Source organism: Aciduliprofundum boonei T469, from assembly GCF_000025665.1.
GTDB classification, from domain to species: domain Archaea; phylum Thermoplasmatota; class Thermoplasmata; order Thermoplasmatales; family Aciduliprofundaceae; genus Aciduliprofundum; species Aciduliprofundum boonei.
On the sequence record NC_013926.1, the window covers coordinates 239,086 to 264,990 of the forward strand.

Annotated in this window: 24 protein-coding genes; 9 read left to right on the forward strand and 15 right to left on the reverse strand. The window is 33.4% G+C overall.

The window, feature by feature from the left end; all coding sequences use genetic code 11:
* Nucleotide 1: 1 nt before the first annotated feature.
* Nucleotides 2-637 carry a hypothetical protein gene (locus ABOO_RS01230; protein ID WP_008084322.1) on the forward strand — a complete coding sequence of 212 codons (636 nt, stop codon included), beginning with the start codon at nucleotides 2-4 and terminating at the stop codon, nucleotides 635-637.
* A 39-nt stretch (nucleotides 638-676) separates the two neighbouring features.
* Nucleotides 677-2,209 (forward strand): alkaline phosphatase family protein, encoded by a 1,533-nt coding sequence (locus ABOO_RS01235; RefSeq protein WP_008084500.1) that lies wholly within the window; start codon nucleotides 677-679, stop codon nucleotides 2,207-2,209.
* On the opposite strand, the gene ABOO_RS01240 is transcribed toward ABOO_RS01235, so the two are convergent.
* From ABOO_RS01240 to ABOO_RS01255, 4 genes are read right to left on the reverse strand one after another with little or no spacing between them, the layout of a single operon-like run.
* Nucleotides 2,206-2,901, reverse strand: a complete 696-nt coding sequence (locus ABOO_RS01240) for a WbqC family protein (protein WP_008084385.1) — start codon at nucleotides 2,899-2,901, stop codon at nucleotides 2,206-2,208. The two genes, ABOO_RS01235 and ABOO_RS01240, sit on opposite strands and share 4 nt — an antisense overlap.
* Before the next feature lies 1 nt (nucleotide 2,902).
* The gene (locus ABOO_RS01245; protein ID WP_008084491.1) at nucleotides 2,903-3,523 is read right to left on the reverse strand and encodes a PIG-L deacetylase family protein; all 621 of its coding nucleotides are present in this window, start codon (nucleotides 3,521-3,523) and stop codon (nucleotides 2,903-2,905) included.
* Nucleotides 3,523-4,884: a nucleotide sugar dehydrogenase gene (locus tag ABOO_RS01250; protein ID WP_008084353.1), complete on the reverse strand. Its 1,362-nt coding sequence runs from the start codon at nucleotides 4,882-4,884 to the stop codon at nucleotides 3,523-3,525. The genes ABOO_RS01245 and ABOO_RS01250 overlap by 1 nt, the downstream gene beginning before the upstream one ends.
* A 37-nt stretch (nucleotides 4,885-4,921) precedes the next feature.
* Nucleotides 4,922-6,049 (reverse strand): glycosyltransferase family 4 protein, encoded by a 1,128-nt coding sequence (locus ABOO_RS01255; protein WP_236614157.1) that lies wholly within the window; start codon nucleotides 6,047-6,049, stop codon nucleotides 4,922-4,924.
* A 605-nt stretch (nucleotides 6,050-6,654) separates the two neighbouring features.
* On the opposite strand from ABOO_RS01255, the gene ABOO_RS01260 reads away from it, so the two are divergent.
* From ABOO_RS01260 to ABOO_RS01275, 4 genes are read left to right on the forward strand one after another with little or no spacing between them, the layout of a single operon-like run.
* Entirely contained in the window at nucleotides 6,655-7,671 is a 1,017-nt protein-coding gene (locus tag ABOO_RS01260; protein WP_012997083.1) for an MraY family glycosyltransferase, read from the forward strand.
* A gap of 54 nt (nucleotides 7,672-7,725) precedes the next feature.
* A complete protein-coding gene (locus tag ABOO_RS01265; RefSeq protein WP_008084335.1) occupies nucleotides 7,726-8,850 on the forward strand; it encodes a glycosyltransferase family 4 protein in 1,125 nt (374 codons plus the stop codon).
* A gap of 26 nt (nucleotides 8,851-8,876) precedes the next feature.
* Complete coding sequence (locus ABOO_RS01270) at nucleotides 8,877-9,905, forward strand: radical SAM/SPASM domain-containing protein (protein ID WP_012997084.1); 1,029 nt, start codon at nucleotides 8,877-8,879, stop codon at nucleotides 9,903-9,905.
* Nucleotides 9,890-11,092 (forward strand): glycosyltransferase, encoded by a 1,203-nt coding sequence (locus ABOO_RS01275; protein WP_236614158.1) that lies wholly within the window; start codon nucleotides 9,890-9,892, stop codon nucleotides 11,090-11,092. Before ABOO_RS01270 ends, ABOO_RS01275 begins: the two co-directional genes overlap by 16 nt.
* Here ABOO_RS01275 and ABOO_RS01280 read toward each other — a convergent pair.
* Together ABOO_RS01280 and ABOO_RS01285 are read right to left on the reverse strand one after the other, a co-directional pair.
* Nucleotides 11,071-11,961: a sulfotransferase family protein gene (locus ABOO_RS01280; RefSeq protein ID WP_008084501.1), complete on the reverse strand. Its 891-nt coding sequence runs from the start codon at nucleotides 11,959-11,961 to the stop codon at nucleotides 11,071-11,073. The two genes, ABOO_RS01275 and ABOO_RS01280, sit on opposite strands and share 22 nt — an antisense overlap.
* 192 nt (nucleotides 11,962-12,153) lie before the next feature.
* On the reverse strand, nucleotides 12,154-12,999 hold the full coding sequence (locus tag ABOO_RS01285) for a transposase (RefSeq protein ID WP_008084512.1): 846 nt from the start codon (nucleotides 12,997-12,999) through the stop codon (nucleotides 12,154-12,156).
* A gap of 97 nt (nucleotides 13,000-13,096) precedes the next feature.
* Here ABOO_RS01285 and ABOO_RS01290 point away from each other — a divergent pair, with 97 nt between their 5' ends.
* Entirely contained in the window at nucleotides 13,097-14,953 is a 1,857-nt protein-coding gene (locus tag ABOO_RS01290; RefSeq protein ID WP_008084328.1) for a hypothetical protein, read from the forward strand.
* 62 nt (nucleotides 14,954-15,015) lie between these two features.
* On the forward strand, nucleotides 15,016-16,179 hold the full coding sequence (locus tag ABOO_RS01295) for a glycosyltransferase family 4 protein (RefSeq protein ID WP_012997085.1): 1,164 nt from the start codon (nucleotides 15,016-15,018) through the stop codon (nucleotides 16,177-16,179).
* Nucleotides 16,180-16,234: 55 nt separating this feature from the next.
* On the opposite strand, the gene ABOO_RS01300 is transcribed toward ABOO_RS01295, so the two are convergent.
* The 7 genes from ABOO_RS01300 to rfbB all read right to left on the reverse strand — a co-directional run bounded on the left by ABOO_RS01300 (nucleotide 16,235) and on the right by rfbB (nucleotide 23,712).
* Nucleotides 16,235-17,269 (reverse strand): glycosyltransferase family 2 protein, encoded by a 1,035-nt coding sequence (locus ABOO_RS01300; protein ID WP_008084375.1) that lies wholly within the window; start codon nucleotides 17,267-17,269, stop codon nucleotides 16,235-16,237.
* 166 nt (nucleotides 17,270-17,435) lie between these two features.
* On the reverse strand, nucleotides 17,436-18,383 hold the full coding sequence (locus ABOO_RS01305) for a glycosyltransferase family 4 protein (RefSeq protein ID WP_008084457.1): 948 nt from the start codon (nucleotides 18,381-18,383) through the stop codon (nucleotides 17,436-17,438).
* A gap of 269 nt (nucleotides 18,384-18,652) precedes the next feature.
* The gene (locus tag ABOO_RS01310) at nucleotides 18,653-19,969 is read right to left on the reverse strand and encodes a polysaccharide pyruvyl transferase family protein (RefSeq protein ID WP_008084409.1); all 1,317 of its coding nucleotides are present in this window, start codon (nucleotides 19,967-19,969) and stop codon (nucleotides 18,653-18,655) included.
* Nucleotides 19,969-21,276, reverse strand: coding sequence for a flippase (locus ABOO_RS01315; RefSeq protein ID WP_008084482.1), 1,308 nt, complete (start codon nucleotides 21,274-21,276; stop codon nucleotides 19,969-19,971). Before ABOO_RS01315 ends, ABOO_RS01310 begins: the two co-directional genes overlap by 1 nt.
* Before the next feature lie 5 nt (nucleotides 21,277-21,281).
* On the reverse strand, nucleotides 21,282-22,133 hold the full coding sequence (gene rfbD / locus ABOO_RS01320) for a dTDP-4-dehydrorhamnose reductase (RefSeq protein ID WP_008084442.1): 852 nt from the start codon (nucleotides 22,131-22,133) through the stop codon (nucleotides 21,282-21,284).
* A gap of 5 nt (nucleotides 22,134-22,138) precedes the next feature.
* Entirely contained in the window at nucleotides 22,139-22,702 is a 564-nt protein-coding gene (gene rfbC, locus ABOO_RS01325; RefSeq protein ID WP_048103006.1) for a dTDP-4-dehydrorhamnose 3,5-epimerase, read from the reverse strand.
* Between the two features lie 5 nt (nucleotides 22,703-22,707).
* Nucleotides 22,708-23,712 (reverse strand): dTDP-glucose 4,6-dehydratase, encoded by a 1,005-nt coding sequence (rfbB, locus tag ABOO_RS01330; protein WP_008084541.1) that lies wholly within the window; start codon nucleotides 23,710-23,712, stop codon nucleotides 22,708-22,710.
* 75 nt (nucleotides 23,713-23,787) lie between these two features.
* On the opposite strand from rfbB, the gene rfbA reads away from it, so the two are divergent.
* A complete protein-coding gene (gene rfbA / locus ABOO_RS01335; RefSeq protein WP_008084402.1) occupies nucleotides 23,788-24,660 on the forward strand; it encodes a glucose-1-phosphate thymidylyltransferase RfbA in 873 nt (290 codons plus the stop codon).
* On the opposite strand, the gene artC is transcribed toward rfbA, so the two are convergent.
* Both artC and ABOO_RS07945 read right to left on the reverse strand, forming a co-directional pair.
* Nucleotides 24,657-25,511 (reverse strand): archaeosortase C, encoded by an 855-nt coding sequence (gene artC / locus ABOO_RS01340; protein ID WP_008084455.1) that lies wholly within the window; start codon nucleotides 25,509-25,511, stop codon nucleotides 24,657-24,659. The genes rfbA and artC overlap by 4 nt on opposite strands.
* A 66-nt stretch (nucleotides 25,512-25,577) precedes the next feature.
* Entirely contained in the window at nucleotides 25,578-25,730 is a 153-nt protein-coding gene (locus ABOO_RS07945) for a hypothetical protein (RefSeq protein WP_008084507.1), read from the reverse strand.
* Nucleotides 25,731-25,905: the final 175 nt, after the last annotated feature.

Sequence of the window (25,905 nt, forward strand, 5' to 3'; positions counted from 1 at the left end):
GATGAGATGTTTGATCCCTGTGCACCAAGAGCTGTATCCTGAGAACTCGCTAAAAAGAGCTGAGAAGCTTTGCGATGAAGTTATTTTGCTCTACATAGTAGACAAGAAACTTATGGACAAGGTTCAGAGCGAGGCATCTTACATTCTCCCCAGCTTTGCACTGCAGAATGTGGAGGAATTTATACTCAATATACACAGGCAAGAGGCTGAAAAGGTGAAAAATAGCATAAGAAACATACCTGTAGAGCTGAGGTTTGTGAAGGGTGAGTACTATGAGAGTATTGAAAAGGAGATCCTGCGCCATACTCCTGACATTCTGATGACCGATTCTTATCTTAGAGGTTTGGTAAACTTGAATGTTCCCGTATGGATAGATAGAGGAGGAAAGATAGAAGAATGCACTATGATGGTACAATCTTTAAGGCGCATAGGAAAACTCAAGCACGCAATTGAGTTTGCAAAAAATGTGTGTAATAGACTCGGGGCCTCATTTTATATCCACTATACCCATGCTACAGAGAGAGAAGTCCTTGAGCCCCTAGGCAGACTCGTAGAGAGCCCAAGAGGAGAATTGCTTGTATTTCTGAAAGGAGAGTTGCATAAATCTCCAGATGATAAATCTCTGCTTCTTATCTAGAAGGCAAATGATTATATCGTGCGCATTAATCCCTGATTTATGAGCAAGAGAACCTTGGTCATAGGCTGGGACGGTGCTCCCTACGACAAAATCAGTAAGTGGGTTCAAGAAGGTAAGTTGAAAAATCTGGGTAAGCTCGTGGATAAGGGTGCTTTTGGACCTTTAGAGACCACAAAGCTCACAATAAGCTCATGTGCCTGGACAACGATGGTCACCGGTAAGAACGCAGGCAAGCACGGGATCTATGATTTTTTCGGCACAAAATTCGTGGGCAATTCTTATTTTCGAGAGCCTATAAACTCAAAATGGAGACGCGCTAAAGCGCTCTGGAACTACCTTAGTAATTATGGATACAGAGTGGGCACTGTCAATATACCGATCACCTATCCTGCAGAGCGCGTGAACGGGTTTATGGTAGGTGGAATGATGAGCCCCAGCGTAGATGCTCCCGGATTCACATATCCCGCCAATCTTCTAAAAGACTATCCCAAGCTCAAAGAGTACAGAATAGATATAGAGGGTGCCAAGCACTTAGATAGAGATAAGTTCATCTACGAGGTAAACAAAACCATCGAAGAGAGGTTCGATCTTTTCAGGTACTTGATAATAAAGAAAGATATTGACCTGTTCTTTGGAGTGTTTACATCTTCAGATAGGTTCTCTCACTATATGTGGCATTTCTTTGATCAAAATCATCCCTACAGAAAGCACGAGAGTGAAGAAGATCTGAAAAAATACAAAAATTCTCTGCTAGAGCTTTATCAAAAGCTAGATGAGTATTTGGGTGAGCTCATCTCCGAGTTCGGACCTGACAATGTTATGGTAGTATCTGACCATGGTTTTGCCTCTATATACAAGTACTTTGAGTTCAATAAATGGCTGTATTTGAAAGGATACTTAAAATTCAAGCCCAAGAGTGAGTGGAAAGAGTTCAAGCATGGCAAGCTCAATCCCAAGAGAACCTACATTTACGGCAAGGTAGATTGGAGCGAGACTCAAGCGTACATGATCGGCAAGAGGGGGTCAGTTTACATAAATTTAGAGGGTAGAGAACCCCACGGAGTGGTAAAGAAGGAAGAGTACGAAGATCTGGTAGAAGAATTGATCAAAGAGATAAAGAAGATAAAGGATCCAGAGACTGGTGAGTACATAGTGCAAGATGCTTTGCCCAGAGATGAGATATTCTCAGGTCCCTACTTGAACGAAGCTCCAGACATACTCACATTCTTCAAAGACAAGTACGCCTCCATAGGGTACATTGTTGATCTAAATTCTGAGGATTTGTTCATAGTTAATGACCGACCCGATTTAGAACTTGAGCTAGGTATAGAGAGATATGCGGGCATATTCGTTGCGTCTGGCTTAGATTATAGACATACAAACGTGAATGCATGGATTGGAGATGTTACACCTACCATCTTGCACACCTACGGCATACCAAGAGATCCAGACATGGACGGAAAGGTGCTAGATATATTTGCAGAAGATTTCGTGTTCAAAGAGAGGAAGGCTGAGTTGAGTAAGAAAGAGAAGAGCATTATTGCAAAACTCAAAAAACTTGGCAAAATTTAAAGATTTTTCAATATCTCTCTCGTATTTTTTATACCCACATTGAATAGCATGTCCAGAATAGAGAGATTTGGAACGAAATCTCCAAACCTTTGAGGATATACAGGATGCTCAAATTCCTGATACACAAGCTTTATGCCGTTCTTTTCAAACACTTTAGGATCTTGATACCTCATAGCTCCCTTGCCTGAAAAATACACGGTTGCGCCCACCTTCTTGCAGAGCTCTATAATCATATCCATCTTCTTACCTTGTAGCTCTAAAGTGCTGGATCTGATAAATTTGCGATTAATATCCAGCATATTAACTATTCTCATAATTATCTCTATGTTAAATTCTGCCAAGCTCTCCCATCGTAACTCATACACCTCTCGCAGTATAGGATAAACCTCTTCAAAGTATGGAGCTTTGGCATAGAAAGCTTTTAGGGTATCTGCATGTTTTTTATTCCATTTCTTGGTATTATCAATATGCACGTCCATTATTCTCATAGTTCCGTGCACTCTAACAGGTACCGTGAGCCACACAGCACCTTTAGGACCTTTTACTCTGTTTCTATTTATGAATCCTCTACGACTAAACTGCACATGGTCAAGGATAATAAAAACATCACTTTTTAAAATCTTATGAAAATACCCAATCCATGGAAGATAATTAGGCTGATGTGCCGCCACTATCTTATCCAAGTCAAACACCTCAATACTGCCAGTGCAAAACTTCAAAAGCTTCTGCATAGTTACTATTGCACTGCACACCTCTAAAGATGAGTTGTGCTCTCAAAAACTCAGGATTGAAATATCTTCTATTAAGCAACTTCTGGCTCTCGTATCTATCTAAAGCTTCAATCTTATTTTTTACATCCCCTTCTTTAACCTTGATATAATAATTTGGCATAAATTTAGTGGTATTCCAAGGCAGTTCATAGCTCAAAATGTTGCTTCTTCTGTTAAATGCTCTATATCCTTCTATAGCCGCAACCTGATGATCTTGATGTATATCACTCAAGGATGGTATAAGCACAATATCAGGGTTAATCTCATCTCTTATTTTTATAAGCCTATCAAGTATCTCTTGCCTATACTTGTAAATTTCTCTCACAGGATACTCATCAACTCTGTAATCTCTTACACCTAAAACCTTCATCGAAGCTTTAAACTCGTTAATTCTATCCCTAATCGGAAAGTTTTCTGGAAACTTCTCCTTGGTTATTAAAAGATACACAGTAACTTCATGTCCTTCCCTTATAAATCTAGAGATGGATGATCCAGCTCCAAGCTCCGCATCATCGGCATGAGGAGATATAACTAGTATTCTCATCATATCTCACCTCTAGGCTTACCTATACAAAGATATGTATGCTTTTTTCTTATCTCTCTCGTATCAAGAGAGTTCCGTCCATCCACAACAACTACGCTCTTCTCAAGTTTCGGCAAGAGCTCTTTAAGCTGCGTTACCAATGCTTTGTGGTTAGTCGCTAGCACAATAGCATCGTAATGCATAAGTTCTTTTATCCCTATACTCTTCAATCCTTGGAACTCTTTACCTTTAATATAAATTCTATCAATATAAGGATCATAAAACTGTACTTTTGCTCCAGAATACTCAAGCTCTTCAATTATATCAAAGGCTGGAGATTCTCTGGAATCATTCACTTCAGGTTTGTACGCCACACCTGCAACGAGAACATTTGAATCTCTTAGCTCTTTACCAAATTTGCGAAGTCCATACTCTACAAGATTAACCATATGTAGGGGCATAATTGTGTTTATCTTCCTCGCCATCTCTATAAAATTAGAATCTAAATCGTACCTTCTAATCTTGTAGAGCAAGAATAGAGGATCCACTGGTATGCAATGACCACCTATTCCGGGACCTGGATAATGGGGCATGAATCCAATGGGCTTAGAAGATGCTCCTTTTATAACTTCCCATATATCTATACCCATATTTTCAAAAACCATTGCAAGCTCATTTACGAGGGATATGTTGATGAATCTAAATGTGTTTTCAAGTACTTTCACAGCCTCTGCAGTCTTGCAGTTGCTCACCTTTATTACAGGAGCTTCTAATACGGATGAGTAGAGAATATAAGCCAGTTCTGTTGACTCATTATCCATACCTCCAACAACCTTAGGCATCTTCTCCACACTGTACTCTTTGTTTCCCGGTGTGACGCGTTCTGGAGAAAACACCACTCCAAAATTCGTACCCGCTTTAAGCCCAGAAGTTTCTAAGATAGGAATCACTACCTCTCTAGTTGCTCCAGGATATACCGTGCTCTCTAAGACTACAAGCTTACCACTCTTAAGATGCTTGGCTACAGTTTGAGATGCAGAGATCACATAGTCCATGTTGGGAGAGCCATCCACATGCACTGGAGTAGGTACCGTGATGAATATGGCATCTGCCTTATCTAAAATATTATCATCTGCTGAAGGATAAAAGCTCTTGTGTAAAAATTTTATAAGATCTTCAGAGCTCACATCCACTATATAGCTTTGAGCTTTATTGAGCATACCAATCTTGTTTTTATCCACATCAAACCCATAAACTTCGTACTTCTTTGCAAAAGCTAGAGCCAGAGGTAATCCCACATATCCCAGCCCAACAATGGCTATTTTCAAATTATTATCTTGGAGTTTCTTATAGAACATTTTTGTCCAATCTTTTTCAAACATAGTTGTTGTGATTATTAGTAAATATAAAATCTTTGTGTTATTTTAAAGATTTATAAAGCCTTATCAATCTATCGCTCATAATGTTCCAATTGTACTTTTTCTCTGCACATACTCTAGCATTTTTTGCGTATTTTTTGTATAATTCTTTATCTTTCATGAGCTTGTTTATAGAATTCACAAGGCAACCAACATCTCCATAATCGCAAAGCAATCCAGCATTACACTCTCTAACTATTTTTCCACCCTCCGTGTTGGTACCTGCAATCAAAGGCTTGCCCGCAGCCAAACCCTCCATTATCTTATTTGCAACTGCTACTCGTGTGTACAATTTGGCACTATTTGATGGTAATACTACCAGATCAGAAGCAAGTGTGTAGAGAGGTATGTATTTCTTGTTTACCCAACCAACATACTCAATGTTCTTTGCGTCCTTAATCATCCCTATAATCTCATTTTCATGAGGTCCTTTACCACCAACTATAAGCTTTACCTCGGGCAATTTCTTAACCGCTTGGATAATCTGGGGTAGGGGAGTCCATAGCTTAAGTATGCCTATGTACACGATCAAAAACTTTCCTTCAGGGTTGATCTTGGCTCTGAACTGTTGAACTTTAGCTTGGGTTAAGGTGTAATCTTTCAAGTTCTTTGCATTGAGTACTATCTCGAAAGGTAAAGTATCTAACTCTCGAGCTATTGCTTTGGAGGCTGCAATTCTAGCATCTGTGAATTTAAGCAGGTACTTTTCAAGCTTGAAAATAATAGAGGGAATAAGAGTAGGCAACACATCAGCAATCATAGAAGAATAGTGATCGTGAGCATCATACACAACCTTCCAGCCGTGCAACTTTTTAAGCATAATTGCAAGGGGTAAAGTGTCAAAATCGTTCGCGTGCACAATGTCAAATTTCTCTTTTTTAAGGATATTCAAAGAAGCAAGGTAGAATTTCACTATGCCCTTGACAAAATCGCCTGGGGTACCGTAGCTAGAAGGTATGTTTATTCTTCTCACTCTTATTCCATCCAGGATTTCGCTCTCTGGATAATTTTCTCCACGATTCCAGCAGAGAATGGTCACATCGTAACCCGCCTCTACAAGAACTTTAGCCTCTTCGTGAACCCTCGGATCCGGACGAAATGGGTTGGTCAGAAGCATCAGAACTCTCATCTGTAGGAGTAATGTGTTTAAGGGTATAAAATAAATTATTCGTTGTTCGTCGAAGATAAATTATATATATCAACGAAGCATGGTTGTTTCTGGTGAATAATATGGACAAAAAGGACAAAACTCTGGAAGAGATATACAGAGAGCACGATAATGGGGACTAATTTTTCTCTCCTATTTTCTCTCTTTAAGAACTTGTCCTTTAAATTACTCATCTTCTAAAAGTTCTAAAAATTTCTCTTTCGTGATACATGCCTTATTATTTTCACTAACCATCCTCATCCATTTCAATTAACACAGTATATTCATTAGAGCTCATAATTTACTTATTGCTTTTTCATATTTTTAACTTTTCCTAAAGTATTTGAAAAATTTATAAACGCTTTGCGTGCAGGATTATTGTCTCTGCAACCTTCTCTCTATCTTTGCAAGTTATCATGGGATGAACAGGTATGGATATCCCTCCCTTGGTCCGCTCCAGAAGGTTCATCTTGAAACACCCTTTTAGGAAATTTGCAAGAGAGTTATTTAAAAGTAAATATTGCCTTTTTAGGATTTTAGATATCTAACAATAAAAATTATATAATTTTTAGAGATTTCCTCTCATAATGCTTGAACTTGTTATCTTGGGACTAGCTCTACTCCTCACATTATTATTTACATATTTATTTACACAGCTTTGGATTAGGACTGCTAAAAAATTTAGATTAATGGGAAAGGACATGAACAAGTATGACCACCCCGAAATTGCAGAGGCTGGTGGTATTGGAGTTATAATAGGAATAACCATTGGAATATTCATTTATCTATTCTTGAAAGCTCTGTTCGGTTCTGATACCCATCTTGCTGAAATCTATGCAACTCTTTCTGCCGTTATTTTGGCAGGATTGATAGGATTCAGCGATGATATTCTGGGATGGAAAGAGGGTATACCTCAAAGATACAAGCCTATTCTTACAACAATCTTAGCATTGCCGTTTATGACTCTAACCCTGATCCATCCATACTACAACTCTTTCGAGAGTTGGAGAGTGCCTCTCTGGATGTACTCACTCCTATTCGTGCCCATTGCAATTATTGGTACTTCTAATGCCATAAATATGGTAGCTGGTTACAATGGATTAGAGGCAGGATTGTCATCCATAATACTCCTAACTATGGCAATAAAAGCCTACAGTATGAGTGAACTTTGGATATCTTACATGGCACTTCTAGCGGTAGCGGCACTCATAGGATTCTTGGCATTTAATTGGTATCCTGCAAAGGTGTTTCCTGGAGATTCACTGACATATCCAATAGGCACATACATAGGCGCCCTAGCCATTCTAGGAAATATGGAGCTATTTGGAGCACTATTGTTTCCTTTGTATTATACTAAACTTATTCTTTATATAAAGGCGAAAAAAATAGATAAAGTCGGGGATATAGAAGAATTTGGAGTACCTGATAAAAACAATCATCTTAAAATGCCAAATAAGAAAATATATGGTGTTACACATCTAGCAATTCTAATACAGAAGAAAATTAGAGGGTTTGCTACGGAGAGGGGTGTGGTTATTACCTTGTTGTCTATTCAAACATTGATCTCGTTAATAGTACTGTGCATTTTCTATTTCATATCTTAATACCTAATTCATAACCAAAACATAATATATTTTATTTTCATATCAGTGGACACAATGAGTAATGATCACAAAAAATTGACAGTTGCATTTTTTGGTGCAAAAACATATCCTCCAGAAATAGGAGGCATTGAAACACATATCTATAATCTATCCCAAGAGTTTCAAAAAATAAATATTAAATTGATTGTTTTCACTGGGAAAAATAACGCAAAGAAGTATGAAAGAGTTAATGAAAATTTAGAAATTTATAGAGTTCCTCATCTTAAAAATAGATATTTGCTAAAATTGAGTATGGTCTTTGCCACGCTCCGATATTTGAAAATTTTAAAAAATGAAATAGATGTTTATCATGCTCACGATCCGATGTTTGGTTTCTTCTTACAAATCCTTGGATTTAAGCCCATAGTATATACCGCTCATGGATGTGGATTTCTTAGAGATGACTGGCCATTTCCTATTAAACAATTTTTAAAATTTATGGAGATATCCATCTTCAAACGTGCTGATGCAGTAATATGCGTGGATTATAAAACTAATGAAGTGGTGAAGAAATATAGAAAAGGTGTAACTTTTGTAATACCTAATGGAGTAAGACCAGAAATATTTAAAAATCTTGATAGATCCTCCGAGTATCCATCAGATAAGATTATAATATTTTCATCTGGAAGATTAATACCAAGTAAGGGCTTCCAAGATTTGATAGATGCTTATCTATTACTTCCTAAAGATGTTAAAGATAAAGCTGAGCTTTTTATAGCAGGTAAGGGTCCAATGCTGGAGAAACTTAGAAACAAGGTCTCCGTAGATAAAAGAATCCACATCCTAGGATATGTGCCTAAGATTGAGCCCTATTTTGCTCATGCCGATATTTTTGTTTTACCTTCACACTATGAGGGATTTCCGTTTACCCTTCTTGAGGCAATGGGTGCTAAAACCGCATGCATCTCTACAGATGTGGGAGACATAGCTCAGAGATTTCATAATGATAAAGAGATCATACTTGTAAATAAGAGAGATATTAAAATGCTTTCACAACAGATGGAGAGGTTGATATTGGATAGTAATCTTAGAATCCAACTAGCAGAAAATGCTTCTAAGAAAATAATTAGTGAATATCAATGGAGTAATATTGCAAAAGAAATAAAAGATATATATATTTCAGTGCACCGAAAACAATAAATAAACACTTTATTTACCTTATTTCTATGAGTTACACTGTAAAGGACCCTCCTGAGGGCATAGTAGCAGTCACCTATAGGTGTAATGCAAGATGTTATATGTGTAACATATGGAAACATCCCTCAGATCCCAAGGATGAAATCAAAGCTGATGACTTAGTCTCTTTACCTGGTGATAAAAAGAAGATGAGATCATTAAATATCACTGGTGGGGAACCTTTTATTAGAACTGATTTGGGAGATATCATTAGCGTTCTTCGTCCTAAAACAAAGAGACTTGTAATTTCCACAAATGGCTATTTTACAGATAGAATTGTAAAAATAGCTGAGGAGTTTCCAGATATAGGAATAAGAGTTAGTTTAGAGGGTTTACCCGCTGTTAGCGATAAATTAAGAGGGTTACTTAATGGATTTGATCATGGATTGAGAACCTTACTAAAACTTCATGAGATGGGTTTTAAAGATATTGGATTTGGGATTACGGTATCAGATCTAAATCACAAAGATATGCTTGAGCTGTATACTTTAGCTGCAGCTACTGGCTGGGAGTTTGCCACTGCAGTGCTTCATAACTCTTTCTATTTCCACAAATTTGATAATAAAATAGAGTATCAAAATGAAGTGGCTAAATCTTTTGAGATTCTCATCAATAAATTACTGAAAACTCATAGAGTTAAAAATTGGTATAGGGCATTTTTCAACTATGGTATTATTAATAGAATTTATGGCAATCCTAGGTTGCTTCCCTGTGGTGCAGGTACTGATCTGTTCTATGTAGATCCCTACGGAAATGTTAGACCCTGTAATGCTATGGATTTTGTGATAGGCAATATTAAAGAGGAAACTTTCGATAAAATTTGGAGAAGCGAGAAAGCAAAGGAGATGAGAGAACGTGTTAGAAGTTGTACTATGAATTGCTGGATGATTGGAAGCGCTTCTCCTGCCATAAGAAAGGATCTGTGGAGAGTTACCAAATGGGTAGTAAAAGCGAAGTTTAATTCATTACTTGGTAAAGAAATAAAATATGAGGATATGGAGAAATGGTGGAAGAAATGAGGAATCTTTTGGTTATCAGTGATAGATATCCTCATCAAGAAGATCCATATTCTGCATCTTTCGTTAAGAAATTAATTAAATATGAAAAAAAATACTTTGAAAATGTTTATGTTATTTCTCTTAATCCTTGGCTCCCAAAATTCATAGCTAAGAGAATGAGTAATCCAAGATGGTATAAAGATGCTATTGCCAAAAATTATGAGTATGATAACGTACATGTATATTTTGCAAAATACCTGACTGGGAAAGGTACTTTTTTTCTGAGAAAAAAAGATAGTTTCGCTTATCCGCTGGTTGATAAAATAATCAGAAAAAATGATATAAAATTTGATCTCATCCATGCCCATTTTGCACATCCTGCCGGAAGTGTTGCTGTAAAAATTGCAGAAAAATATGAAAAACCCTTGGTAGTTACTGCCCACGCTCATGAAATTAGAGAGTATCCATTTATAGATGAAAAGCTGGAAAATAAGGTTCTATGGGTACTTCAAAGTGCCGATGCTATTATTACAGTCTCTCAAGATAATGTTAAAAAAATGCGTGCATTTGGATTTAAAGGTAAAGTGCATGTTATTCCAAATGGATATGATCCTGAAGTTTTCAAACCTATGCCAAAGGAAAAGATAAGAAAGGAGCTAAAACTTCCCACAAATAAAAAAATGATTGTTTCTGTAGGGAGATTAATCCCAAGAAAAGGATATATATACCTCATAAATGCAGTAGATGTTCTTAGGAAGAAACGAGATGATTTTTTCACTATTGTTATTGGTGATGGTCCACTCAAAACAGATTTGAGGAACGAAGTTAAAAAAAGAGGATTAGAAAAGTATATAAAATTCATAGGAGAGATCCCTCTTGATGAGGATGTGGCTAGATATATAGCGGCTGCAGATGTGTTTGTACTTCCCACACTTGATGAGGGAAATCCTACCGTGATGTTTGAATCGCTGGGTTGTGGAGTGCCATTTATAGGCTCTAAAGTTGCAGGAATACCAGAGATAATAACTTCTGAGGACTATGGACTGTTGACCGAGCCAAAAAACACTGCCGATCTCGCCAAGAAACTTTCTATAGCACTGGATGAAGAGTGGGATAAAAGTAAAATTTTAGAGTATGCAAAACAATTCAGCTGGGAAAATATAAGCAAGGAAACAATAGAACTCTACTACTCTATTTTGAGTTCTTGATATCCAAAAAGATTCATCTCCTTTCTAAGAACTATAGAAATTAAGCCAGAGACTATAGGTGGAACTGTTTTCTTCCATCTCCAAAGTGCGTTCTTATCTATCCCTCTTTTCTTTTTGGTTTGTGCATATGATGAGTCAATTACCGGAGGATTCACCATTTCTTCTACAAAGTTTATTCCTAGAAAATCACATATTTTTTTAAGAGTGTGGTTAGGATTAATAATCAGATCTTCGTATCGAATTAATAAATAATTTGCATCACTCTTATGTTTTTTATGAAAACTAGCTGCACTCTTATATTGTTGAATTAAATATAAGAGTCTATAATAATATATAATTGCTTTTTTGAAATTTCCTTTATTTTTCATTTTTTTCACATCTTTTTTTACCATAGAGGCATAAATAGCTCGAGGGTCCCTTACTAGATGTAGTATTTTTGCTTCTGGAAACCAGTTAACAAGTTTCTCTGCATAGGTAATGTTGACAGGAAATTTTGCTCCCGCTATTTCTTTGTTAAGAGATAAAGATTTTGATAAAATTAAGCTTTTTAAAATACATTTATCTGTAAGCACAGAACAGCCCCTAAGCAATTTCTCTAAAACTTTTCTATCAATCTCTGGCAATTCATCTTTCCAAAAATTTCCGTACATTTTTCCAGAATAAAAAAGTTTCAAAAGTTTATTTACATCAAGAGAATGATGTTTTTTAATACTATCTACATGCGATTTTACATCTTTTTTAAAAGTCCACCAAGGAAGAATATAATGAATTTCATCACATATATAGAGTGGGGACCATTCATTAAGTATGTATCTTATCAACTGAGATCCTGTTCTTGCTACGCCTACAATAAACGCTAACCTCTTCATACAATAGATTATTTTAAAATAATGTTTAAAGGTTTTCATTTATAATACCTAAATCTTTGGCATTATATGCAAAAAGAAATGATATAAATAAAAGAATTTTACGAACTTGGCAACCTTCTAAATTATCTTCGATATAGGGCAAGTTGAATTCCTCGAAAAACATGAAAAAAGGAGAATAAAAATAAGAAAGAATTAGACATAGAGATCATAGGCAAGAACTTTAAATAGGAGGAGTTTAGAAGCAACAGAGAAAGAATAGGCGAATATGTAATCGCCAACAATTCTTTTGAATGAGTGAAAAACAGATTGTGGGTTTAGAAAGGGGGCTCTGCCCCCTTCTTGCGAATACTTCTTTTTCCACTCTGACGATTTGCTCTTTTCTAACAACCTCCTTCGCAATCCTCTTCTTGCTTTATTACGGATTGCGATGTATGGAGTTCCTCCTTGCTCTATTACAAATCGTATGTTGCGTAGAGAATCATAGCCCTTATCTGCATACACTTCTTTTACTCTCTCTTTCTCCAAAAGAGGGATGAGATACGGAGAATCATTAGCGTGCCATTTTGTAACTATTGCATTGGTAATGAGCTTTGAATCAATATCCACAGCAGCGTGCAATTTCAATCCTTCTCTTCTCGCTTTCCTTCCGATTCGCTGTGTGTAGTAATATGAACGATAATAAATTTGAATACCTGTAGAGTCTACAGCAAATTTACTTGGTATTCCTACTATCTTTACTACTTCCCTTAGCACAACGCGAATCCATCGTCCCGGTATTCTTCTCAACTCTCTTGAAATTGTGCTTTTGTGTGGGATTTTCCTCAATTTCATTGCTCTCTTTATCTTTCTCATTTCTCGCACTATCTGGAACATTCTTTCTATGCTTCCTGCATACTCTGCCAGCACTATCAGCATAATGTGCTGGCGTATTGTATAATCTTTCCTAGAGTACTTGCTCCAGTAAAGTGGAATATTCGCTCTCTTTAGCGCTTTCAACCCTATCTTCACAATCTTGTATAACTCTAATTTCCTGCTCATCCTTTATTTATCTCTCCTATTTTATTTTTCTCTGGGGTTGCAACTTACCCTCGATATAAAAAGATTAAAATAAAGGTTTGAATTATAAGAATCTACAATGACTCTCAGTAAAAATGAAAAATGGTTTATATGCTTACTTATACTTTACATAATTATATATGGTGCCATATTTTTCTCTAAATACTTTTTATGGGGAAGCGATATTTTAAACATAATAAGTAAATCCCAACATATAAATTTTAAATCATTGTATGATAAAGATGGCTTTCCTTTAGGACTGCCCATATTGTTACAATTAGAGACAAAGTTAAGTGGATATAATATTTATTCAGTTGCAAGACTTCATACCCTAATTATTTTTGTAATTATTATTTTTTTAACATATATAACCTCACTCAAATTAATTAGAAGCCATAAAGCGGCGATATTATCTTCATTTATTGTAGTTAGTGTATATCCTAGCGCACTTTTAATGTCTATACAATTTGGACAGGAGGTGAATTTAGCTATAATTTTATTCTTTTCCTTATTATTAAGTTTAACTATAATGGAAAAAATAAAAAATAAAAAATTTGGATTTATCTCTATTTTCTTTATTCTATCTATTTTTATAGTACATCGTTCTTCATCTATTATCCTGGTTTCTATTATAATTTTTTATATGTTAACGTTATTCATATCATCTAAAAAAAGTAAAAGCAAAAAAAATTTTGCTCGTCAATCAATATCCATAGGAATTTCCATAGTTATATTGATATTTTTATTCAGTTTTTTAATTTATTTGTTTCCATTCATCGAGTTCAAAGCTATCATATCTAAACTTATCAGATTAGATACTATTTATTATGCAAATTCCCCAATATCTATTACCCGCGGATACTTTATGAATTATGTTGGATGGGAGACAATCCCCTCATTTGCTGTTTCTTTACTACTATTAATTAATAAAATAAAATATCTAAAAATTTTTCCTAAGATATATTTAAGCTCATTATTTGTAATACTCGTATTTGTATCACTTTATATTATGGGTATTTCAATTATAGTCCCAACTATAATGTGGCGAGCTGCAGATTATTCTCTTTTTTTCATTGCTATATCTGTATCTTTTGTATTGATACGTCTTTATAAGATATTAGATAAAAATAAGCTCTCTTTATATTACCTTTATGGATTAGCATCTATATCTTTATTATTTTATCCTTTAGATCCACCTATACAAAGATATATACAAAGAGCAGTATCTGGAACATTACCCACAAGGGTAACATTCCCAATAATTAGTAATGGATATATATTATATATAATATATGGCTTTATATTGATAGTTATTCTTTTGCTGGGTATAATGTTAATTATACATAAAAGGTCTTTTAATAAAAAAAAGATTTTTAGTGAAAAGTTTATATTCTTTATTATACTATTCATTTTATTGGCCCCTAGAATTGCTATGGGTATTACAGGGTTTTATATTAGACCGCCAGATATAACATATCAACAATATACTGCTTTTGTTTATATAAAGGCAAATTATCCTAATGAAAAACTCATTTCAGATCCTTCAACTCTTGGTTGGGCCGTATTATTTGGGTTACACACTCAATTTCTCATAGGCTCTCACGTATATACGGATACCTTTCCCCCTTATGGACCCATCCCTGGTGGAGGCTACAGAGTTAGTAATATTGCCATTTTCTTGGATACATTATTTAAAAACAAAGACATAGATTCATTATATAAATTTATGAAGAATAGTAACAACTCTCTTTTAATAATTAATGTTTATGGTGGAAAACTTGTAAATATGAACATAAATCCACCTTGTGGAGGGTATAGTAATATGCCACAAATATTAATAGATTTTAAAAACGCTCTAGAAAAAAGTGGAAAATTTCAGTTAATATACTCTCAAAATTATGGGGATGAGATATATGTATATAAAATAGTTGGATAATCAATAAGATTAAAATAAATGAAGGATATAAATATCTCTGTGGAGGTGCACCTTTGAAAATTATGATCATTGGAAAATATCCTACAAATGAAAGAATCGTGAAAGGGGGGATCGAATCTGCTGTGTATGGATTAGTACATGCACTCAAGAAAAGATATAAAAATAAAATTGAAATCTCTCTAATCTCTCCTAACAGTGAAAAAGATTTTTATAAAAAGGAGAATGATATAGAAGTTAAATATATATCAAATCCATATAGATGGCAACTTTTGTATGCATTCAGACTAAAGGATATTCTAGGAGTGTTGAAAAATAGAGAGTTTACAATAGTACATTTACACGGTAGCAGCTTACTCAATTTATTTACTATTTTATATCTCCTGATTAAGGGAATCCCCTTTGTGGTGACTATTCATGGCATTGTCAGTATCGAACATAAGAATAGATTTGTGTTAAATAAAAACCTAAAAAATTTTATAAAATTTATTATTCATTCCTTTGTAGAATATACAATTTTAATTTTATCAAAATTCATAATTGTAGATACAGAATATGTAAAGAAAAAGCTCCCTTTTACTAATCATAAAAAAGTATTTGTAGTGCCCCAAGGAATAAATGAAATATTTTTCAATATTGAAGATCAACCAATCTTTGGAGATATTTTATCTGTAGGAGTTATTTCTCCTCGTAAGGGATATGAATATTCTATCCAAGCAATAGCAAAATTAAAAAATAGATTTCCAGAGATCCATTATGAGATTATAGGAGCTATGAATAGTCTAGAGCAAAAAGAATATTATAAAAAATTAAGAGCTCTAATAAAGAAATTTAAACTGGAAAACACTGTGTTTATCTATCCAAATAAATCTAAAAACTTTTTAATAGAACATTTGAAAAAAGCATATATATTCATACTTCACTCGCAGGAAGAGTCCCAAGGGATTGCATTTTGTGAAGCTATGGCTGCAGGCAAACCAATAGTGGCTACTAATGTGGGAGGTGTTCCATACGTTGTGAAAAATGAGGTGACAGGATTTTTAAGTGATTATGGTGATGTAAAATCTTTTATAGAAAATATAACCAAATTATTAGAGGATCCACAACTACGAAATTATATGAGTAAAAACTGTAGAATTGAGGCAAAAAAATATGATTGGAATAAGATATCCACTGATATTATAAGGATATATGAGGATTTAGTAAAGAAGAGAAGCTTTCATAAGTAAAATATTGTTACCTTAAGGATAGTAGGGTTTAGGATATCTTCCTAAATTTTTTTCGTTAAAAGATCAAACCTGAAAAAATACCATGTATATAAACAAAAAATCTTTTTATCGAATGATATTTCACAATAGATGACAACGCAAATTTAATAATTTCATAAATAAGATATAAGCACAATAAAAATAACTCTTTATTCTTTGCATACTGCTTACTCACAATTATTCTGTTTCTGTTATCAAAATAAAGTACAGTTAAGTTTATCTTTTTTGTAGAAACAGATACTTTATGCCAAATTTTTGTTCTTCCACACATGTATGCTTTATATCCAAATTTTTTCGCTCTAAATATAAATTCTGTTTCTTCCCAGTAAAGAAAGAAGAAATCATTTAACACTCCAACTTTTTTGAATACCTCTTTTTTTACCAACATTGCTGCACCACTGAGTGAAGGGATTTCTTTTGTAGAAATATGAACTTTCGAAATATTAATCCCATTATTAAGATGTGTCGATTTTGCCTTAGAAAAAATAATCTCCGCTCCGGTATTATTTACTATCTCTGGCTTATCATAATAAAGCTGGATTGGACTTACAAATCCTATTTTTGTGTCTATTGAAAAGACTTTTACAAGTTCTTTTAAATTATTTTTCTCAACTACCACATCGTTATTCAAAATATAGATATATTCTGGGTTTAGGTAGTGTAACGCAAATTCTATACCAATATTATTTCCTCCTGCATAACCATAATTCTGATGATTCTTAATCACAATCATTCTTTTATTTGGGTTTATTCTTTCATATTCCTTCAAATTAAAATAATTAAACCCGTTTTCATCTATTTCAAATACACTGATTGGTTTGATAGTAGGATTATAATTAAAAAATTTGGATTTTACCGGAAGTCCCCCTTTTGCATATTTTTTAATTTTCTGAATTGAATCATCTGTGGATGCGTTATCAACAACAACCACATCATAGTTAGGATAATCCAATTGATATACTGACTCAAGACATTCTATAGTATCTCTCCATCCATTCCAATTTAAAATTATTATAGAAACTTTAGGTTTTCTTAAACGTTTATTTGTCATATTTCACACCTTTTTAATCACCCCTTATTAGTAAATTATATATGCCTACTTAACATTCAGATGGTATGTCACATTAGACTTTTCCATTTAGGTGGTATGTGTTTAATAACATATTTCAACTACAATACTTCGCAAGGTAAAAATTTTTCTGCTAATAGGAAATATTTCATTTAATCTTTTCCGTAATTACCTTTTTAAATAATCTTTCCAATTTATCCACACTTTTTTCCCAAGTTAGTTGTCTTACATATTTATATCCATTCTCTGCAATTCTTTTAGCAATGCTCCAATTATCAAGCAAATAACTTAATCCTTCCTCGATTTTTTGAGGACTTCTGGGAGGGACAACAATTGCAGTTTGCTCAGGAATTACGTAATCGGGTACTGCACCTACGTTAGTAGTAACCACGGAGCATTTACAAGCCATAGCCTCTAAAGGCGGCAAATAAAATCCTTCGACCCAACTTGGGGCTACAAAAATATGAGCTTTGCAATATAATTCCCTCAATTTCTCATCGTTAGGTCTCTCAAAAAATTTAATCCATTGAGGTAAATGAGATGATTTTGGTCCATACAGCCATATTTCTACCTTATGGCCATATCTTTTATGTATATTATTAAGAGCATAAATGCCATCCTCATCGCCTTTCCACCTAATTCCACGATATGGCATTAAAATAATTTTTTTCTCAGAATTCCAATTTTTTTCATTTTTACTACAATAAAATATATCAAAATTAATACCATTCGGTATAACATCATAAACTTTCTGTTTAAAACGTTGCTCTAAAAGATTTTTAAGCCATAAAGATATGGTTATTTTCTTCAATGGTAGAACGTAGCTATAATCCACCATAGCTTTAAATTTTTTAATATACGGTTTCTCTGGGGAAACATATGTCATTGCAAGAGGGAGCCTTATACCATCTTTCTCAATTTTTATAGCTTTTTCCCAGCAGCTCAAGTTGCTCCAAAGATCCCATATTTCATAGTGCTGAACAAAATAAAATTTCTCCCCTTTTTCTTTTGGTAAATTGTTAACAAAATATGCAGTTTCCCAAGAGGTGGCTATTATAATGTCAGAGTCGGGAACTCTACTTTTAAGTATATTCACATATCTTGGGTTTATGGTAGGTATTCTTATTATATTTATATTAGATTTTAAGTTAAACCACCCAATTTTATTACTTTTTTTCAGATTAACTAATGCACCTATAATTTTATTCTGAATTGCCTTTGCTTTTGATTTTGAAATGAATATGGGGGGAACTATAGGATAAACTACATAAACCTCATGTTTTCTTTCGGATAAACGATTAGCATATTCCAGAATGACCCTTACTCCTCCCGAAATTCCAACATTTGGTAGAATAAATGTGATTATTATTTAAACCACCTCTTTTTACCTTTTAAAGTAATAATCTTAGAAATAATTAGAAATATGTAATTTAAAAAAATAATTATAGGTATTCCTAAAAGAGGGGCAAGAGTTCTTCTTTTAAAATGTTTATATTTTATTTGAGATAGCTTTTTTTCAAGTATTTTTGTATTTAGCTTAGCATTTTCTATCTGTTTAAATGGAGGGAAAGTAAAGGATGATTTATTATTAAGCGCCTTTTGAATCATATCTATAAGTTTCCTTTTTCTCAATTCAAAAATTGGAATTGTATAATCCAAAAGATTTAAATCATGCATAAATGAGGAAACTTTAGGAGCATAACTGATTGCAATTATTGGAACTCCAGCAAGTGACGCTAAAAGCAAAGTATGTAACCTCATTGCGATTACTAGATCTAATTGCTTTAAAAATTCGATAAATTCCTTAGGATTGTAATCCTCTTTTATTATTTTTATATTACCCCGATATTTAACGAGTTTAAATATTTTCATATAAATATCATCATCACTTAATATATTTTCATAATATGGCAGTGTTCTATTCTTTAGCACCATAGGAAGGAAAATTATCTCAGCATTGTATTTATCAACTAAATAATCACATATCTTTGAAAATTCTTTTATAATATGATTTTCATCCCAAATCGAGTAATAAGAATACATTGGATCGTAGGCCCGGAGGTTTATTCCTATTATGATTTTCTTACTATTAATATTAGTAATATAATTATATATTAATTTATTTTTATTATTTGCGGAATTGAGTAAAAAAGCAATATCCGAAGTTAAATAAATTTTGGGTTTTATAACACCCAATTTCTTTAAGTTATATTTAGAATCTCTATCTCTAACAGTAATAATATCAACATGATTTAATACTACAGTGGTAATAAAAGATAAAAATTTTGAATTTATGTGGGTTGCACCTATCCCTATCAAAAAAACAGGTATTCCCATAAGTTTTGCTAGACCAAGGAAAGATATACTTTGGAAATTTCCATTTATTAAATCCCCTCCTCCATAGATAATAACATCACTTTTTTGAAGAATTTTTATAACCTTCAGTATATTTCTTAATTTATAAAATTCAAATATGCGAAGTGTGTCTTTGATAGCATATTCCTTACTGTAGATATTTTTAATTCTTATATCATTATCCGTCAAAATAAAAAATTCTATATCAGTAGATATTTTTTTCATTATCTTTTGGATTTCATCCATTAACGCTACAAATATTGCATCATCTCCTGTGTTTACACCTGCCCAATTTACAATTGTTATTGTAAACTTTTGCTTTTTCATCATAACCTCCTCCAATCTAACGTTAGTATATGTTTAATTAGCCGTAAATCTTTTCTACTTATTTTATATGATGTTATTATTTTCTTTTTCTTTAAAATGGATCCTCTTACTATCAACAGAAAAATTCTCGTAATTAAGGTAGCAAACGCTGCACCCACAGCTCCTTTAATAGAGATCAATGCATAATTTAATGCTATATTTAAAAGTATACCAACAAGCATTATATACATCTCTAACTTTTGATTGTTCGATGCATTTAATAAATAACCGAAAGTTTGCGTGAGGAAACCGATACCTATAGATATAATAAGAATCTGAAAAATGGGTATAGAATTTATATATTTATAGCCATATATGATTATTATTAAGGGTTGTGCTAATAAGTATCCTAAAATCATTATAATCATTCCAAAAAATCCCATAATATATACTGAATATAGTGACATTTTCTCAAATTTGTTATGATTGCGTTTATATTCCATAGATATTCGGGGGTATATAGAAGTAAGATATGCAAAAGGGATAAATGAAGCTGTAATTGATAATTTATAAGCTGCATTATATATTCCTACCTCAAAATTACTCTTAATGAAAGATAACATAATTGAATCTGTATAATAATACACACCAACAAAAAAGGAAGTCAGTGCAAATGGCCACGCATCTTTTATTATGTACTTCCATAAACTCCAATCTGCCTCTAGAGTGATTCTTATAAACTTAAGAGTAATTATCGTTCCATAATATCCTAGTATAATTAAATATACAATAATATAAATAAATGCAAAATGTATAACATCTAATCTTAATACTATTGCTATAATAGTAAATACCAGGAACAATATACTTTGAAGGATTTGCCCCATACCTACAAACTCCATTTTCTCAAATGCGTTACATAAATCTACAAATAAATTTATAATACCTCCAACAATCCATGTTATCGTTATAATATATACAACCATAACGGTAGTATAAGGATATTCCAAGAAATTAACTATTAATGCAATAATCAAAAATGTTAGTGCTCCTAGTAAAGTTTTCAATACTATGCCATTAGCTAAATATTTAGGAGCTAATTTTTTATTTCTTGCTATTTCTCTGACATATAAAGGATCTATTCCAAAATTAATCAAAACTCTAAATATCCCATTTAAAGCCAAGGCAAATGCTAGAATACCATAATTTGCAGGACCTAAATATCTCACAGTATATATCAAATAAAAAAAACCAAACAACTTACTGATAATTCTAGATAAAAAAAGAATACCTGTGTTTTTAGCGATTGTACTAACAGTTTTCCCCATATATCTTAACCCTCCGCAAGTTCTGAAACATATCTTTTCAGAGCACTTTTCCATGGAGAGAGCCTAAGAGCAACATCGTGTATTTTTTTATTTTCTAATGCTGAAAACTTGGGTCTCCGTGCCAATCTTATTAGTTCATTAGATCCTATTGGTTTTATAGGAATTTCAAATCCTAGAATGTTAACTATCTCTTTTGCAAACTCATACCAAGAGCAGTATCCTTCATTAACCATATGATATATTCCGTACTCTGGTTTTCTCTCTAATAATTTTTTTAATGTTTCTGCCACATCTCTTGTATAGGTGGGACTCATAATAATATCATCCACTACTTTTATTTCCTCACCTCTTCTAGCTTTTTCAATGATCCAATTAACAAAATTTCCTCCCTTACCTCTTGCTCCTTTTTTACCATACAAACTTGCAACTCTTACGATATAATATTTTTTAGAGTAATTTCTTGTGAATATCTCCCCCATATACTTACTTGCTCCATACACATTTATTGGATTGGGCATATCCTCCTCTGTGTAAGGTGCTCCCTTTCTTCCATCAAATACATAATCTGTGCTTATATAGACATTAATGGCATCAAGCTTATTAGCTATCTTGGCTACATAAAGTGCACCTATTGCATTTACATTAAAGGCCTTTTTAGGTTCTTTTTCAGCATCATCTACTCTCACGTATGCAGCGGTATTTATTATAACATCTGGATCTATTTTTTTCAATATCTTTAAACTATCATAATTAGTGACATCTAAATCCCTGTGAGTTAAAGGAACTGCTATCTCCCCAAATACTTCTACTAAGTCGCTTCCAAGCTGACCATTTGCACCTATTATTGCGACTTTCATTTATTTCACCTAAATAACATGCCCTTGTTTTTCAATTCTTTCAAAGTGGGCCAATTCTTATCCTTTTCTGATAGTATGGGTTTAATTTCAGGCCACTCAATATTCACGTCAGGATCGTTCCATATAAGACCTCCCTCATATTCTGGAGCATAGATATTATCTACCTTGTACACCACATCTGCCTCTTCACTCAAAACAAGAAAACCATGAGCAAATCCTCTAGGTATAAAAAGCATTTTTTTATTCTTCTCTGAGAGCACAACGCCCACATATTTTCCAAATGTTGGTGAGGATTCTCTTAAATCCACAGCTACATCAAATATTTCACCTTTAATGCACCTCACTATCTTAGCTTGAGCATAAGGTTCTCTTTGAAAATGTAACCCTCGCAACACACCATATTTAGAATGAGAGTGATTATCCTGCAAAAATTCTCCTTTAATCCCATTTTTTTCAAAATCATCCTTTTTGTAAGTCTCCATAAAGAATCCACGCTCATCCTCAAAAACCTTAGGTCTTATAATTATCACATCTCTCATTTCCTTTGCTCTTTCAAACTTGAATGGCATTTTCATCACCATTTTAATTTCCAAGGTGTGGGATGAAGCACCTTATCATTTATTAAAGGTTTCCACCACCATTCATTCTTAACATACCATTCAACAACATATTTCAATCCTTCATCAAAATTATAAACAGGTTTCCATCCAAGATTTCTTATTTTCTCTGTGTTTAAGCTATATCTAACATCGTGTCCCGGCCTATCTTCCACATATTCAATCATATCCTCATTTTTTCCAAGATAGGCAAGTATCTTTCTTACAACCTCTATATTTTCCTTCTCTTCATTAGATGCTATATTATAAATCTCTCCTTTACTTCCCTTTTGCAAAACCAAATCTATTCCTCTACAATGATCCTCCACAAATATCCAGTCACGAACCTGTTTTCCTGTACCATAGACTGGTATTTTTAATCCTTTTAATGCACGAATTATAGTTTTGGGAATTAACTTCTCAGGAAATTGGTAGGGTCCATAGTTATTTGAGCATCTTGTAATAACAGCATCAATACCATAAGTTCTTACATAAGATTTTACAATTAAATCGGCTGATGCTTTACTAGCTGAATAGGGGGATGAAGGACTTAATCTATCTCCTTCCTTAAATGATCCTTCCACTATATCTCCATACACCTCATCTGTGGATATATGAACTAATCTATCAATATCATATTTTCTAGCCATTTCAAGAAGCGTAGCTACTCCTACAACATTAGTGTTGATAAAAGATAAAGGAGATGATATGCTTCTGTCAACATGGGTTTCTGCTGCAAAATTAATGATATATGCTATCTCCTCACTTTTTATCACTTCCTCCAGTTTCTCTCTATCTGCAATATCTCCTTTAATGAATTTGTACCTTTTATCCTTCTCCACATCTCTCAAATTCTCTAGATTACTTCCATAGGACAATACATCATAGTTTACTATTTCAATATCCTCGTATTTATTCAGAAGATAATGAATACAATTAGACCCTATAAATCCCGCACCGCCTGTAACCAAGATTTTTGTCATTAAGCTCACCTTATTTATACCTTGATATCTTTGAATTATTTAAATTTTAAATATCTTATGTAAGATTACCTTATTATGAAAGCAATATTGATGGCTGGAGGTAGTGGAACTAGATTGTATCCCATCACATATGCAGTAAACAAACATTTGTTACCTATTTATGATAAACCTATGATTTATTACTCTCTTTCCATTCCTATGCTTGCTGGAATAAGAGATATATTGATAATCTCTGACCCTTACAGTTTAGATAGTTACAAAAAATTATTTGGTGATGGTTCTCAGTGGGGATTACATATAGAGTATGCTGCTCAAAGGAAACCTAAAGGAATTGCAGAGGGTTTAATAATTGGAGAAAACTTTTTGGATGGTGATAGCGTGTGCATGGTACTTGGAGATAATATATTGTATGGACATGATTTTCCATCAATCCTTAAAGAAGCTAGAGAAAATATAGAAAATAATAAGTATGGTGCAGTGGTATTTGGATACTATGTAAAGGATCCTGAGAGATATGGTATTGTTGAATTTGATTCTAATGATAATCCTACCTCTATTGTAGAAAAACCAAAAAAACCAAAATCAAATTATGCTGTTATTGGTGTGTATTTTTACGACTCAAATGCCCCACAAATCGCAAAAAATATCGAACCATCTTGGAGAAATGAACTGGAAATCACGGATGTAAACAATGAATATCTTAAAAGAGGAAAATTAAAAGTGATAAAACTGGGAAGGGGTTTTGCATGGCTAGATACTGGAACTTATGATTCTTTAATAGAAGCAAGCATATTCGTAAAAACACTGGAAGAGAGAATGGGGTTAAAAATAAGCTGTCCTGAAGAGATAGCGTATAGAAAGGGATTTATTTCTAAAGAACAACTCAAAAAATTGGGCAATGAACTATCCAATACATCTTATGGGAAGTATTTATTAAACTTGATTTAATTTTTTTTAACAAATACCTTTATCACCATCCAGTAAAACAAGAACACATAAATCAAGAATAGTATATTTCCAAGATTGCTATGAAATAGTTGCATTATTGACATACCATAATCTATCGCTATAGCAACCAAGATAGTCACACGAATTACATTAACAAACAAATCTCCTATGGCACCTACAACAATCAAAGCCACCTTGGCCCACCACTTTATTCTCTCTCTTAAAAGCAGAACAATCATTAAAAGAGTGAAGAGTGTGAAGCTCTCAATTCCTGAGCACCAGACGAGCATGTATATTCTCTCTCCGTTGGGCAGGATGAAATAATTCGGACCTGCTGTGACACCATATCCAAATAGATTCACCAGTGCTGTAGAGAAGTAAATAGTAAAATTGATAAATGTAGGACCGAGAATATCAATAAATAGCGTGGTACCCATCAAAAACTCAAATACTGCTATTGCAAGAATAAAGCCCACAGGAAGATAAAATTCCCAAAGATCTCTCATTCCATAGAACATTATAGCAAGCCCTACAAGTACAAAAGTAACATCAATATTACCAAAATTTGGAGATGTATGCAAGGGATTAAACACATAATTCAAAAATGGCAATACAACCAAAATTATCCCAATTATAAAATCAACAGGTATATTTCCCACAGAATAGAACTTAGAGTTAAGTTTTTTGTAATTCTTCGCATCTAAAACAACTATCACCAAGAATAAAAGCACTGTGATAAGAGTCATACCCACATAAGAGATAAAATAAGTCATTGATACAATTAATACAGAGTATATGAATAGATTATACCTGTTTTCATCAATGTATTTCTTCATTTTAGCAAAGTTCATTAACATATGAAAAGAGAGCAAATAAATTAAGTTTGCCGTGAATAGATTGGCTCCTGTAAAGGAAAATTATTTCCAAATTTTCACAAAAGTGGGGTTGAAAAAGCGTGAAGAATTCACGCGACTTGATGGCACCTGATACCTTCCACCCATTTCTTCATACTTCTTATTCAAATCCTCATAACCCAACAAAATACCCCTTAATTCTCTCCAAAAATCCACAATTTAACCCCCCTTCCTACCATTTTCCCACCAATCCACTTCCAAGGCACCCTCAAAATATCTCTCACAATTCCTCTTACTTCACAATTAATTTTTATGAAAATTGTGAAAAATTCTATGAAAATTAGTTAAATACACAATAAATCACAGATATGAACTTTTGAGAAAAGTGGTA